At 71.5% G+C, this 12,597-nt stretch carries 12 protein-coding genes; 8 read left to right on the forward strand and 4 right to left on the reverse strand.

All coding sequences use genetic code 11. From position 1 onward, the window contains the following. Positions 1-32: 32 nt before the first annotated feature. Complete coding sequence (locus tag QHG49_RS33030) at positions 33-743, reverse strand: FadR/GntR family transcriptional regulator (protein WP_301492471.1); 711 nt, start codon at positions 741-743, stop codon at positions 33-35. 334 nt (positions 744-1,077) lie between these two features. On the opposite strand from QHG49_RS33030, the gene QHG49_RS33035 reads away from it, so the two are divergent. The 7 genes from QHG49_RS33035 to QHG49_RS33065 all read left to right on the forward strand — a co-directional run bounded on the left by QHG49_RS33035 (position 1,078) and on the right by QHG49_RS33065 (position 8,495). Next, positions 1,078-1,791 carry an L-threonylcarbamoyladenylate synthase gene (locus tag QHG49_RS33035; protein WP_301492472.1) on the forward strand — a complete coding sequence of 238 codons (714 nt, stop codon included), beginning with the start codon at positions 1,078-1,080 and terminating at the stop codon, positions 1,789-1,791. Positions 1,792-1,850: 59 nt separating this feature from the next. Then, positions 1,851-3,134 carry a citrate/2-methylcitrate synthase gene (locus QHG49_RS33040; RefSeq protein ID WP_301492474.1) on the forward strand — a complete coding sequence of 428 codons (1,284 nt, stop codon included), beginning with the start codon at positions 1,851-1,853 and terminating at the stop codon, positions 3,132-3,134. Between the two features lie 309 nt (positions 3,135-3,443). Then, on the forward strand, positions 3,444-5,030 hold the full coding sequence (locus QHG49_RS33045; protein WP_301492476.1) for an MmgE/PrpD family protein: 1,587 nt from the start codon (positions 3,444-3,446) through the stop codon (positions 5,028-5,030). A gap of 93 nt (positions 5,031-5,123) precedes the next feature. Beyond that, a complete protein-coding gene (locus tag QHG49_RS33050; protein WP_037652092.1) occupies positions 5,124-5,837 on the forward strand; it encodes a dienelactone hydrolase family protein in 714 nt (237 codons plus the stop codon). Between the two features lie 257 nt (positions 5,838-6,094). Further along, the gene (locus tag QHG49_RS33055; RefSeq protein ID WP_159707522.1) at positions 6,095-7,003 is read left to right on the forward strand and encodes a phytanoyl-CoA dioxygenase family protein; all 909 of its coding nucleotides are present in this window, start codon (positions 6,095-6,097) and stop codon (positions 7,001-7,003) included. Beyond that, positions 7,000-8,244 carry an MFS transporter gene (locus QHG49_RS33060; RefSeq protein ID WP_301492480.1) on the forward strand — a complete coding sequence of 415 codons (1,245 nt, stop codon included), beginning with the start codon at positions 7,000-7,002 and terminating at the stop codon, positions 8,242-8,244. The genes QHG49_RS33055 and QHG49_RS33060 overlap by 4 nt, the downstream gene beginning before the upstream one ends. 38 nt (positions 8,245-8,282) lie before the next feature. Beyond that, positions 8,283-8,495, forward strand: a complete 213-nt coding sequence (locus QHG49_RS33065; protein ID WP_301492481.1) for a hypothetical protein — start codon at positions 8,283-8,285, stop codon at positions 8,493-8,495. Positions 8,496-8,872: 377 nt separating this feature from the next. On the opposite strand, the gene QHG49_RS33070 is transcribed toward QHG49_RS33065, so the two are convergent. Then, a complete protein-coding gene (locus QHG49_RS33070; RefSeq protein ID WP_301492482.1) occupies positions 8,873-9,124 on the reverse strand; it encodes a hypothetical protein in 252 nt (83 codons plus the stop codon). 304 nt (positions 9,125-9,428) lie between these two features. On the opposite strand from QHG49_RS33070, the gene QHG49_RS33075 reads away from it, so the two are divergent. Beyond that, complete coding sequence (locus QHG49_RS33075; protein WP_301492483.1) at positions 9,429-10,553, forward strand: NAD(P)/FAD-dependent oxidoreductase; 1,125 nt, start codon at positions 9,429-9,431, stop codon at positions 10,551-10,553. 94 nt (positions 10,554-10,647) lie between these two features. On the opposite strand, the gene QHG49_RS33080 is transcribed toward QHG49_RS33075, so the two are convergent. Together QHG49_RS33080 and QHG49_RS33085 are read right to left on the reverse strand one after the other, a co-directional pair. After that, positions 10,648-11,697 (reverse strand): acyl-CoA desaturase, encoded by a 1,050-nt coding sequence (locus QHG49_RS33080; RefSeq protein WP_159707528.1) that lies wholly within the window; start codon positions 11,695-11,697, stop codon positions 10,648-10,650. 325 nt (positions 11,698-12,022) lie between these two features. Next, on the reverse strand, positions 12,023-12,547 hold the full coding sequence (locus QHG49_RS33085) for a MarR family winged helix-turn-helix transcriptional regulator (RefSeq protein WP_301492484.1): 525 nt from the start codon (positions 12,545-12,547) through the stop codon (positions 12,023-12,025). Positions 12,548-12,597 lie beyond the last annotated feature (50 nt).

Here is a 12,597-nt window from a genome sequence, read left to right on the forward strand (position 1 = left end):
GCGGCGTTCGGGCACCACGTCCGCCCGAGAGCTCACTGCTCTTGCGTCGCTCCCGGTGCGCCGTTCTCGTGGTCGCGGGTGAGCCGGACGACCGCGGCCGCCGCCTCGCGCGCCTCGCCCACGTCCTGGGCCTCGATCGCGTCGACCAGCCGCCGGTGCAGCCGGGCGTGGTCCTCCGCGTGGGCGGCGTCCCAGGTCAGACCGCCCAGGGACGAGGTGAGCGCCGTACCGAGGTAGTCGTACACCTCGACCAGCAGCTCGTTGCCGCTCGCGCGGACCACGGCCCGGTGGAACAGCGCGTCCACGCTCGTGGCCGCGGCGGTGTCCGCACCGGCGGCAGCCGCGTCGGCGTCGGCCAGCAGCTCCCGCATCTGCCGCAGCTGTGCCTCGTCGCGGCGCAGGGCCGCGGCCCCCGAGGCGTACTCCTCCAGTACGGTGCGCAGCTCCAGCACGTTGTCCCGCTGCGCGGCGCTCGCCCGCCGCACCATGACCGACTGGAGCTCGCTGGACGAGCGGACATAGGTGCCGTCCCCGGCGCGGGGCTCCAGCAGCCCCAGGTGCACCAGCGCACCGATCGCCTCCCGCAGCGTGCTGCGTCCGACCCCGAGTTCCTCGATGAGGGCCTGTTCCGAGGGGATCCGGGACCCCACCGGCCAGCCCCCGGCCTCGATGTGCGAGCGGAGACTGTCCACGAGCTGGGCGGACAGACTGGCCGTCCGGCGCGGTGCGTTGATGCGTTTCATGGGAACAACCTACACAAACATCAGACGTTTGAACATCATGCTGATGACGCTCCGACGCCGGGGCCCCTGCCGGGCCTGCCCGCCCGCCCCGGCGAGCCGTTTCCGTGACCGCTCCTTCGCTTTGTGTCACCGTCCCGCGAAACCGCTTTCCCTCGCCCTGTCGCGGACCTGTATCGCCGCTGTGTATGCGCGCCCCGTTTCGCCGGTTGTGGATGTTGATTGATTTGCTAATCACGATTGACCGGGTGCGGGGCGCTGCGGAGACTGGGTAATGATCGAGACCGGGCTGCGATCTGCGTCCGGCCGGTAAGCGGCGGCTTTGAATGGAGGTGTCATGGCGGGCCTGATCCTTGAGGAATCCGAGTCTTCCCTGGCCGAGGTGGCGGGCATTCTCGGTGACGGCGGTGTCGTTGTCGTCCCGAGCCGGACGAATTATGTGCTGATCTGTGACGCGGAGAACGAAAAGGCGATCGCCCGTGTCTTCGAGGCGAAGAAGCGCACGAAATTCGGCCCGCTGACACTCGCGGTGCCGAGGATCGAGGACACGGAAAAGTACGTCGGATTCCCCGAGGGATTCGGGCTGCCCGAACTGAAGCGGATATGGCCGGCGGAGATCTCTTTCATCTTCGATCTCACGTACGCGTTCTCGCCGCGGATGACGATGGGCGCGAACACCGTCGCGGTGATGTACCAGCGCTCCTGCGCGCTGAACCGCCTCCTGGAGGTGTTCGGCCGGCCGGTCGCGCTGACCTCGGCGAACCTCTCGGGGCAGGGCAACTTCGTCGTCACCCGCGAGAAGGCGATCGCGGACGTCGGCGGCGCGGTGGACGCGGTCCTCGTCAACGACCGCGACGACGAGTGCGTCGATGTCGAGGCCGAGGGTGTCAACCCGTCGAACACCATCGTGGACTTCACCTTCGAGCGGCCCTACCTGGTGCGCGACGGCGCCTACCCGCCCTCGCTGCTGCTGCCCGTCATCCCGGACCTGGTCCTCGACACCGACGCCTACAAGGCCGCGCTGGCCGAACGCCTGAGCGTGGCGCTGTGAGCCACCCGGCCCACACCGCCGACGCAGCCCACGGACACACGAACTAGGGGACGACCTGGATGAGCAGGACAGCGCACGAGACGCCCGGGGTACCCGAGCCGCGGACCGCCGCCGGGAAGAACGTCGTACAAGCCGAACTCGCCATCAGCGAGCCGGTGATGGGACGCCCGGCCGTCGCGGCGGCGGATCTGGCACGCGAGGGCTACCTGGTCTACGACCCGGGCCTGGCCGACACCGCGATATGCCGGTCCGAGATCACCTACATCGACGGCGACGCGGGCATCCTCCTCTACCGCGGCTATCCCGCGCAGCAGGTCGCCGAGAAGTGTACGTTCCTCCAGACGGCCCACCTGCTGACCGCCGGTGAACTGCCCACCGGCGCCCAGGAGGAGGAGTGGCTGTCCCGGATCGCGGCCAGCACGCTGCCCGGGAACCCGATCTGGGGGCCGCTGTTCGACGCGATGCCCGCCGGGACGCATCCCATGGCGATGCTCGCCGCCGCGACCTCCGTGATGACCTCGCTCGCCCCCGACGGCGCGTCCTCCATCGAGCAGGCCGGCTTCGATCTGCTCGCGACGATGCCGGTCCTGGCCGCCCACGCCTTCGCCCGGATCGAGGACCGGCCCCGGCGCCCGTACGACCCGTCGGCCGGATACGTCGAGAACTTCCTGCGCATGTGCTTCGGTGACGGCCCGGTCGCCACCGACCCGGCGATGGTCCACGCCCTGGAGACCCTGCTGGTCCTGCACGCCGACCACGAGCAGAACTGCTCCACCGCGACACTGCGCCTGGTCTCCTCCAGCAACGCCGGATTCTTCTCCTCCGTCAGCGCGGCCCTCTCCGCCCTGTGGGGGCCCCTGCACGGCGGCGCGAACCAGGCCGTGATCGAGATGCTCCAGGCCATCCGCGACGACGGCGGCGACCTGGGCAAGTACGTGGCCAGGGCCAAGGACCGCAACGACCCCTTCCGGCTCATGGGATTCGGCCACCGGGTGTACCGCACCTTCGACGCCCGCGCCCGCGTGATCCGCGAGGTGGCGCGCGAGGTGTGCGGGAAGGCGGCCCACGACCCGCTGCTCGACATGGCCCTGGAGCTGGAGGAGATCGCTCGCAACGACGCGTTCTTCCTCGAACGCAAGCTCTACCCGAACGTCGACTTCTACTCCGGCCTGATCTACCGGGCCATGGGCTTCCCGGTCGAGATGTTCACCGCGCTGTTCGCCGTCGGCCGCGCGCCCGGCTGGATCGCCCACTGGACGGAGGCGGCCACCGCCCCCGAGCGCCGCATCGGCCGGCCCGCCCAGCTGTACACCGGGCCCGGGACCCGCGACCTCCAGTTCTGACCCACCGCCCCACCCGCGCCCCCGCCGTGCACACGGCCACCGAAGGGCGCCCCGCGGACGGCTGCGCGCGTCTCTCCCTCACCGAGGCGCGCGCAGCCCCTCGCCCGGCCCGGCGGCCCCGCGCCATTCCGGTTCCCGCCATTCCGCTTTTCTCCCGTCCGGCATCCCGCCCGTTTTCCGGCGCCCGCCCCGTGACCGTGTCCTTTCTTTCGTCGCACGCCATTGTTTCGTGCTCTTTTCCGTGGTGTTCCATGTGGCTTTCCGTCGTACGGCCCTCCGCACCCGACCGGCACCTTCTTGCTTTCGTGTATGGATCAACTTTCACTGATACTGATTCGCCGATCAACCTTGACCGGATTCTTTCCCTGCGGCGAATATCTCAGTCGAGCGCCTTCGAGATCCCATGAGCGTCTGAGTTCCGTGGGGCGAGGGTGCAGTCGATCCCCCAGGGGGAGGGAAAGGGTGACAGTGTTCATTCCGGAGCAGCGGAAAGAACCTTCAGAGAACGAATCCCGGGCCGCCGCGGCGGAGACACTCGCGGAGTTCGCACACCAGATATACCGCGACGGAATTCCGTCGTCCGTCCAGGAGTACGTGACGAAGCTGATCATCGATCAGCTGGGTCTCCAGCTGGCCTGTTCACGGCTTCCGTGGAGCCGGGCCGCCTACGACTACGTGCGCGAGTTCGGCGCGACGGGCTCGTCGACCGTGCTCTTCCACGGGCTGCGCACGCACCCCGAGCACGCGGCGTTCGCCAACGCGACGTTCGGGCACGGGCAGGACTTCGACGACACCTGCCAGATGGTGCAGACCCACGCGGGCGCCGTCATCATCCCGGTCGCGCTCGCCGTCGCCGAGGAAGTCGACGCCACCGGGGAGCAGCTGCTGCGGGCCACCGCCGCCGGCCTGGAGGTCATGCTCCGCGCCGCGCACGCGGTCTCTCCGGACTGCCTGCGCCGCGGGCACCACACACCGCCGGCGGCCGGCCCCTTCGGAGCCGCGATCGCCGCGGGTCTTCTGCACGGCCAGAACCCGCAGGAGCTGGCGCAGTCGCTGGCGATCGCGGGCAGCTTCTCCGGCGGCCTGATCGAGTACACCCAGTCCGGGGGCTCGGTCAAGCGCATCCACACCGCCATCCCGACCACCGCCGGGATCCGCGCGGTCGCCCTGTCCCGGCGCGGCATGACCGGACCCCTGACCGTCCTGGACGGCGCGAAGGGCTTCGTGAACGTCTTCGCCGACAAGGGCAGCGTCGAGCGCCTCACCGACCGGCTCGGCAGCCGGTACATCATCGAGAAGGTGGGCCTGAAGTCGTACAACTGCTGCTACTTCATCCACGCCCCGCTGGAAGCCTTCCAGTTCCTCATGCGGCAGAAGAACCTGACCCCGGACGACATCGCCGAGGTCACGGTGGGACTGTCCGCGCACGGCGCCGTGCACGTCGGCACCATCGTGCACCCCGTCGACCCGCTCGGCGGCCAGTTCAGCGTCCAGTTCACCCTCGGCATGGCCGCCTACGGCGAACTGCCCGGCCTGGACAGCTACAGCGACGAGCAGCTCGCCGACACCCGCTTCCACGCCTTCGCCGACCGGGTGAAGGTCGAGACCGACCCGGTGGCGGAGGCCGAGTACCCGGAGAACTGGGGCGGCGTCGTCACCCTGACGACCACCGACGGGCGCACCTTCCGCCGCCGCGTGCGCTACGCCACCGGAACCCCGCAGAACCCCATGACCGGCGAGGAGGTCTGGGGCAAGTTCTCCCGCATCACCGCCGACGCCCTGGCGGGCGAACAGGCCGTCCGCATCCGCGAGATGGTCGGCGACCTGGCCGCGCTGGACTCCGTACGCCGGCTGACCGCGCTGCTGGTGCGGCGCGCCCTGCAGCCCAGCCGCTGACGCCCTGCCGCCCCGGCGGGGCCCCGGCCCCCCTTCACCCCCGAAAGCCGCCCAGGCCACCGGACCCGTCCCCTTCAAGGAGAACCGCAGAAGATGAGCGCCCCCCAGGCACGGCAGAACACCCACTTCGTCCGCAACGGCAAAGAGATCCACGCCTACCTCGCGCTGCCCGCCTCCGGCCGCGGGCCCGGCGTGATCCTCATCCAGGAGTGGTGGGGGCTGACCGACCACATCGCCGATGTGGCCGACCGGCTGGCCGAGGCGGGCTTCGTCGCCCTGGCGCCCGACCTGTTCGGCGGCCGTACCACCCACGACTCCGACGAGGCCGGGAAGATGATGAGCGACCTCCCCCTGGAACAGGGCGTCGCGGACCTGGTCGGCGCCGTGGACTGGCTCCTGGAGCACGAGGCCGTCAAGGGCGACGCCCTCGGCACCGTCGGGTTCTGCATGGGCGGCGGCTTCGTGCTCGCGCTCGCCGCGGCCGCCGGCGAGAAGATCGCCGCGGCCGTCCCCTTCTACGGCGTCTTCGCCGGCGAGGACCCCGACTTCTCCGGCATGAAGGCCGCCGTACTGGGCCACTTCGGGGAGAAGGACACCTACGCCCCGCCGGAGCGCGCCCAGGACCTGGCCCGGCAGATCCGCGGCCAGTCCGGCGCCCCCGTCGAGCTGCAGTTCTACCCGGCCGGTCACGCCTTCCACAACGACGAGAACCTCCTCGGCACGTACGACGAGACCCAGGCCCAGCTCGCCTGGAAGCGCACCCTGACCTTCCTCACGGAACAGCTCACCGTCCCCGCGACCGCCTGACCGGCAGCGGACCGGCCCAACCGCCCCCGGGCGGCGGGCCGGTCCCCGGGACGGCCCGGCCACCCGCCGGGTGCCCGGCCCGTCCCGCAGCCGACCTGATCCACCCCGGGGCACCGGCCACCCAGCGGCCGGTCCGCCCGGGCCGACCTCCCGGGGCCGGCACCGTGCGGTCACGACACCCGTACCGACACGGACCGGCCCCCGCCGGAGCATCCCGCCCCGGCCCCGCATCTCTTTTCCTGACGCAGAGGTGAGACATGCCCGCTCTCGACGCAACGCAGCTCGACCAGTACGCCGCCAAGGGCTACCTCGTGGTGGAGAACGTCCTCAGCGCTTCCGAACTCCAGGAACTGCGCGAGGTCACCGACAGCTTCGCCGCCCAGGCCGGCGACGAGAACGCCGACCGCCGCATCCTCGACATCGGCGAGCACGAGGGCCGCCCCTACGTGCGGCGCGTCAAGTCGCCGCACCGCCACCACCCGGTCTACGACGCGACGGTGCGCCACCCCGGCATCCTCGACATCGTCGCCGGCCTCCTCGGCGACGACCTGCGCCTGTACGGCAGCAAGATCAACCTGAAGCTGCCCTCCGGCACCGGCGACGCCATCCAGTGGCACCAGGACTGGGGCTTCTACCCGCACACCAACGACTCCCTGGTCGCCGTCGGTGTCCTCCTGGACGACATGACCGAGGAGAACGGACCCCTCCTGGTCGTGCCCGGCTCGCACCTGGGGGAGGTGTACTCCCACAACCAGGGCGGCCGTTTCGCCGGCGCCCTGGACCACACCCAGATCAAGGACATGCTCGACAACGCCGTCCAGCTGACCGCGCCCGCCGGGTCCATCACCCTGCACCACGTGCGCGCCGTCCACGCCAGCGGCCCCAACCGCTCCACCGGCTCGCGCCGCGTCATCTTCCAGAACTACGCCGCCGCCGACGCCTGGCCGCTCGTGGGCTGCGGCGCCCCCGGCGACCGCCACCTGTGCGCGGGCGGCGACTGGGACGCCTACCAGGACCTCCTGGTGCGCGGCCAGGACCGCCAGGTCCGCCTCGCCCAGGTCCCGGTCCACCTGCCGCTGCCCGGTGCGAAGGACTCCTCCTCGGTGTTCACCACCCAGAGCGGCGCCGACAAGAACTACTTCGCCTCCTCGGGGGCCATGGAGTGAGCAGCGCCCGCCGGTCCGCCACCCCGTCCGGAGCCGAGGCCGCTCCGGACGGGGCCGGTGACACGCCCCGCCCCGGCGCCCTGCGCGCCCTGTTCGTCTACCGGCTGATCTCCCGCGCCTACTTCCATCTGCCGGTCCTGTTCGCCTTCCTCTACCTGCACCACCTCGGCATCGCCCTCGCGCAGACCCTGCTGGCCCTGTACGGGTTCACCGTGATGGTGTCCGGGGCGTTCGTCGGCCGTTTCTCCGCCGCGTTCGGCCCCCGCACCCTGCTGGTCGGCGGGGAGATCGTCAAGGCCGCGGGCCTGCTGCTGATCGGCACGGTCGCGGGCGGCACGCCGGGCCTGGTCGCGGGACAGATCCTCAGCGGCTTCGGCTACGCGCTCACCGCGAGCGTCGAGTCGCCGCTGGTGGGCGTCCTGGAGCCGGACCGCGAGCGGGCCTCGAAGATCCAGGCCCGCACCCAGAGCTGGATCTTCGCGGTCGTCATGGGCTCCGGCATCGCCGGCGCCGTGATCTTCCAGCACACCCGCCTCACCGTGTTCCTGCTGTCCGCGCTCGCCTGCGCGGCCGCCGCCACCGCCGCCACCGGTGTCGGTTCCGTACGGCTCCCCGCCGCCCGTACCACCCCCAACGCCGACGCTCCGGCGACGAGCGGGGGTTGGACCGGCGGGGCGGGATGGTGGATCGCCTACTACGTGTGCCTGCGCGGTGTCGCCCTGGCCGCGTTCGTCGGCTTCATCCCGTACCTGCTGTTCGTGCGCACCAAGGTCTCCCTCGCCCTGTTCGGCGTCCTGCTCGCGGTGTTCAACGTCGCGGCGCTGCTCGTCGCCCGCTGGACCGCGAAACTGCTGCGCACCACGCCCGCCGCCCCGCTGCTGGCCGCCACCCTCGCCTGTGTCGCCGCCTCGCTCGTCCTGCTCGCGACGACGTCCCGCCTGGTGCCGGTGATCATCGCCATCGCCCTGCTGGGCCTCGGCGCGGGAGCGGCCCGCCCGCTCACCCAGGACGGCCTGTCCGCGCTGGACGGCCCCACCCGGGGCCGGGTGACCGTGCGCATGGAGCAGCTCACCGGAAGCGCCAACACCGTGGTCCTGGTCCTCGGCGGACTCGGCCTGGGCGCCGGACACGCGCCCGCCGTCATGTGGGGCGCGGCCGCCGTCGTCGCCGTCACCGGCGCCGTGATCCTCGCCGCCCGGCCCGGAGCCCGCACCGCGAACCCGGCCCAGGCACTGAACTGACCGGAAAAGGCACCCACCCGATCGAGGAGGAACGAGCGATGACCACCCTGGACAGCACCGCACCCGCCCTCGGCACCGAACCGCCCGGCGACCAGCCCGGCCCGGCCACCCCCCAACAGCCCGGCTCGGGGGTGCCGTCCCGGCTCGGCGAGGTCTGCGCACGCGGCCTGTGGCTCGCTCCACGCCCCCTCCACCTCGCGGGATACCCGGACGACCCGGACGACGCCCACATCGTGCGGGGTCTCGACTGATGACCCCTCACCAGGCGGCGCCCCAGGTCCCGGTGCTGCACATCGGCTGGATGCCCCGGGCGGTGACCGCGCTGGCCCGTGCCGTCGGTGTCGCCGGGGCGCCGCTGCCGCCCGCGGGTTCGGATCAGACCTCCGAAGAGACCGTGATGAGTGATGAGTACCGGGCCCAAGAGTCCCGTGACCGCCCGGATCGAGTCCGCGAACACCTCCGTCGTCCACGCGACCACGTCCGTGGCCCACTCGCGCCCGTCGCAACGGAAGGCGAGCGCGTGGCGCAGCCCTCGGACTGCACCACACCGGCGAGGGGACGGGCGAGCCCCGGAATCGTCGTCCCGGCGGACTTGAGGGGCTTGATCTCCATATGCCGGTACGTGCGTTCAAGCGCCGCCTCGCGGACCCGTGGGCGCGAACCAGTCGGCCGTCTCGGCGAGTTCGACGCGGGCGTCCCCGGCCCGGTGCAGCGGCACGAGGGCGTGGATGCCGGTGAGGCGGACGGTGCCGATGCGATGGAGCGCGTCCGACAGGACCATGATGACGGGCAGGATCGGCAGGCGCCGGGCGCGCCGCTTCCCGCCCGGGGTGTGCGCGGGCCGGGGGAGCGAGGACTGCGACCAGGCCGGCTGACGCACCCGGCCGTCCTGAGTCCGCACACCGCCCGCGTCGTCGTGATCCAAGGGGGTTGGTGATGAAGACTCCGGGGCCGGCGCCGTCCGTCGCAGCGTGCCCGGTCCCGGTCATCGCGAGGCGGACGCCGGGCTATAGTCACAGGGTCGCGAAAAACGATGTCCCCGCGGATCCATCCCGCCGGACATCGCGCATACATCGACGCAGATGGTTCTGATCGGTGAGCGTCTCCTTGCCGAGACCGGGCATCCCGCCCGCTTTCGGCGCTGACCATCGCCGACGTGTGTCGGCGCGACACAGGAGCGCAGCATGCGGAAGACCATCGCCATCGTCGGAGCCGGACTGGGCGGGCTGACGCTCGCACGAGTGCTTCAGGCCCACGGCGTCGCCGCGACGATCTACGAGAGCGAGCCGTCGGCGGAGACCCGTGCACAAGGCGGCCTGCTCGACATCCACGTGGAAACCGGACAGGTCGCGCTTCGCGCAGCCGGTCTCTACGACGAGTTCCTCACCCTGGTCCGCCCGGGCGAGGACGCCAAGCGCGTCGTCGACCGCCACGGCACGATCCTGTTCGACATGCCCGCGAACCCCGACTCGGCCCGCCCGGAGGTGGACCGCGGGGAACTCCGGCGCCTGCTCATCGACGCGCTGGCGCCCGGGACGATCAGGTGGGGCCACAAGCTCACCTCGCTCCATCGCCGCGCGGAGGGCGGCTACGACCTGGCCTTCGCGGAGGGTTCCGCCACCCGCGCCGACATGGTCGTCGGCGCGGACGGCGCCTGGTCGAAGGTGCGTCCGCTGCTTACCCCCGCCACGCCTCGCTACAGCGGAACGTGCTTCGTCGAGATCGCCCTCGCCACCGACGGCGACCAGGACTGTCGGGCGAGCGTGGCCGCGATCGGCAGCGGCACACTGATGGCGGTCGCGCCGGGCAAGGGCATCATCGCCCATCGCTACGCCGACGGGCGTGTGCGCGGATACGTGGCGCTGAACAAGCCCGAGGCGTGGATGAGTTCGATCGACTTCGGCGACCCGTCCGCCGGTCTCCGTCGACTCGCCGACGAGTTCGACGGCTGGTCGCCGCTGCTGACCGCCTTCGTGACGCACAGCGACGCGGAACCGTGGCTCCGGCCCGTCTACGCCCTGCCCGTCGGGCTCACCTGGGACAGGATGCCCGGCGTGACGCTCGTCGGCGACGCCGCGCATCTGATGTCGCCCTTCGCCGGGGAGGGGGCGAACCTCGCCATGTACGACGGCGCCGACCTGGCGAGCGAGCTGATCGAGCAACCCGACATCGAGGCCGCGCTCACCGCCTACGAGGAGCGGCTGTTCCGGCGCGGCAGTGAGGCCGCCGACCGCTCGGCGAAGAACCTGGAGGTCTTCTTCGGCCGGGAAGCACCGCGGAGTGTGGTCACGCTGTTCGATCACTCCTGACGCCTCGGTGACGTCGGCGACTCGCGTGAGCGGTTCGACGGGGTTGCCGCCCGATTCGGGGAGGGCGGCGAGATCATCTGCGGGCGCGGGTGCGTCATGCTCGGGCGCTGCTGGTACGGGCTCGCCGCAGCGGGGCTCCCGCCCGGTGGAGACTGGCGAGCGCCTGCCGGTAGGAGGCGATCAGCCCGGTCTCCAGGTAGTCGACCCCCAGGTCCTGGCAGTAGCGGCGGACGATGGGCCGGGCCTTGCGCAGATGGGGGCTGGGCATGCTGGGGAACAGGTGGTGTTCGATCTGATGGTTCAGGCCGCCCAGGGCGAGGTCGGTGAACCAGTTGCCGCGTACGTTACGTGCGGTGAGGACCTGGCGGCGCAGGAAGTCGGGGCGGTCGTCGCCGGTGAGGATCGGCATGCCCTTGTGGTTGGGGGCGAAGAGGCAGCCGAGGTAGAGGCCGAACAGGGCCTGGTTGACGGCCAGGAACGCGATCGCCATGCCGGGCGGGAGGACGAGGAACACCGCGGTCAGGTAGGCGGCGGTGTGCCCGTAGAGCAGCGTGCCGTCCAGGGCGCGGTTCTTCAGGGCCCGGTTGCCCAGTGCCCGCGCGCTGGAGACGTGGAGGTTGACCCCTTCGAGCAGGAGCAGGGGGAAGAAGAGGAGCGCCTGGCGGCGGCCGAGGATCCTCGGCAGTCCGGTCGCGGCGCGCGCCTGGTCCTGGGACCACACCAGCAGGTCGGGGGCGATGTCGGGGTCGAGGTCCTCGTGGTTGGGGTTGGCATGGTGGCGGGTGTGTTTGTCCTGCCACCACCCGTAGCCCATCCCGATCGCGGCCCCGGCGACGCGGCCGGACGTCTCGCTGGGCCGACGCCGGCGAAAGACCTGGCGATGCGCGACGTCGTGGGCGAGCAGAGCGACCTGCCCGAACATCACGGCGAGGAACGCGGCCACCGCCAGGGTCCACCAGCCGGCGCCGATGACGACGAACGCGCTCCAGCCACCCGCGTAGGCGACGGCCACGGCGATGGACCGGACGGTGTAGTAGCCGGGGCACCGGTCCATCAGACCGGCCGCGTTGATCTTCTTGGACAGGCGGGCGAAATCACTGCCGCCGCGGGGAGGCGGGCGGCGGAGGGGGGTTTGCGCGGTCATGCTGCTGATGCGTCCTTCCCGGCTCACGGGCCGCGTCCGGCTGGGCGGTGCATACCGGATGCGCGACGGCGTCCGGGTACCCACACCCCTGCCGCTCAGCCCGGCAGCCCGCTGTTCGTCGGTCGGACTCTGCGGAGGTCGCGGGGCTCGACGTACGGCCCTCCCCCGGAGGGTGGCCGCTGCCGATGAACCTGCCGCGCCGGCAATCGGGGCGAATCGGCATGATCTTGGTGCCCGGAACGAGCCTCGGGCCCGCCCCGGCCCGCACCTGATCGCCGATCCCCTCGTCCCGTACTAACAGGACGTTTGCGAGTGTGCAGGCCGGTCAGGGAGTCCGGTCGGGAGGGGTGGCGGGGGAGTGCGGTGCCGCCGTTCCCTGCTCCGCGAGGTGGGTGTCCATGGTGGCGTTCAGGTCGGCCATGAACGTCTCGAACTGCTCCAGGAGCCGGGGCGGGTAGTGCGACATCGTGGTGTCGAGGCGGCCGGCGAGCGGGCCGAAGAACTCGTCCGCCCGCTCCTGGATGTGCCCGCCGCTGCGCAGGGTGACGATGCGCCGGTCGGAGTGTTCGCGGACGCGGGTGATGTGCCCCGCCGCCTCCAGACGGTTCAGGAGCGCGGTGGTGGCTCCCGTGGACAGGGAGATGCGCTCGCTCAGCCGCGCCGGTGACAGGGGGGTGCCGCGCTCTTCGGCGGCGGCGATCTGCAGGACCGCGGTCGCGTCGGTGGAGTGCAGGCCCAGCCAGGCGGCGAAGCGCCGGCTGAGTTCGGCGTAGTGGCCGCCGTAGATCCGCAGCGCTTCCATCAGCCGCTCACGCTGTGCCGCGACGCCGTCGCGCATCACTTCCTCCATGAAGGCCCCTCCGCCGTTCTCTCCGCGGTGCGGTCCACCGACCGGGCCGC

Origin of the sequence: Streptomyces sp. WP-1 (assembly GCF_030450125.1) — a bacterium.
GTDB lineage: Bacteria > Actinomycetota > Actinomycetes > Streptomycetales > Streptomycetaceae > Streptomyces > Streptomyces incarnatus.

Excerpts from the sequence above, each read along its gene's own strand:
- QHG49_RS33080 (WP_159707528.1), bottom strand. The coding sequence starts at position 11,697 with ATGACCGCGCAAACCCCCCTCCGCCGCCCGCCTCCCCGCGGCGGCAGT.
- QHG49_RS33045 (WP_301492476.1), top strand. The coding sequence starts at position 3,444 with ATGGATCAACTTTCACTGATACTGATTCGCCGATCAACCTTGACCGGA.
- QHG49_RS33050 (WP_037652092.1), top strand. The coding sequence starts at position 5,124 with ATGAGCGCCCCCCAGGCACGGCAGAACACCCACTTCGTCCGCAACGGC.
- QHG49_RS33055 (WP_159707522.1), top strand. The coding sequence starts at position 6,095 with ATGCCCGCTCTCGACGCAACGCAGCTCGACCAGTACGCCGCCAAGGGC.
- QHG49_RS33030 (WP_301492471.1), bottom strand. The coding sequence starts at position 743 with ATGAAACGCATCAACGCACCGCGCCGGACGGCCAGTCTGTCCGCCCAG.
- QHG49_RS33035 (WP_301492472.1), top strand. The coding sequence starts at position 1,078 with ATGGCGGGCCTGATCCTTGAGGAATCCGAGTCTTCCCTGGCCGAGGTG.
- QHG49_RS33040 (WP_301492474.1), top strand. The coding sequence starts at position 1,851 with ATGAGCAGGACAGCGCACGAGACGCCCGGGGTACCCGAGCCGCGGACC.
- QHG49_RS33085 (WP_301492484.1), bottom strand. The coding sequence starts at position 12,547 with ATGGAGGAAGTGATGCGCGACGGCGTCGCGGCACAGCGTGAGCGGCTG.
- QHG49_RS33075 (WP_301492483.1), top strand. The coding sequence starts at position 9,429 with ATGCGGAAGACCATCGCCATCGTCGGAGCCGGACTGGGCGGGCTGACG.
- QHG49_RS33065 (WP_301492481.1), top strand. The coding sequence starts at position 8,283 with ATGACCACCCTGGACAGCACCGCACCCGCCCTCGGCACCGAACCGCCC.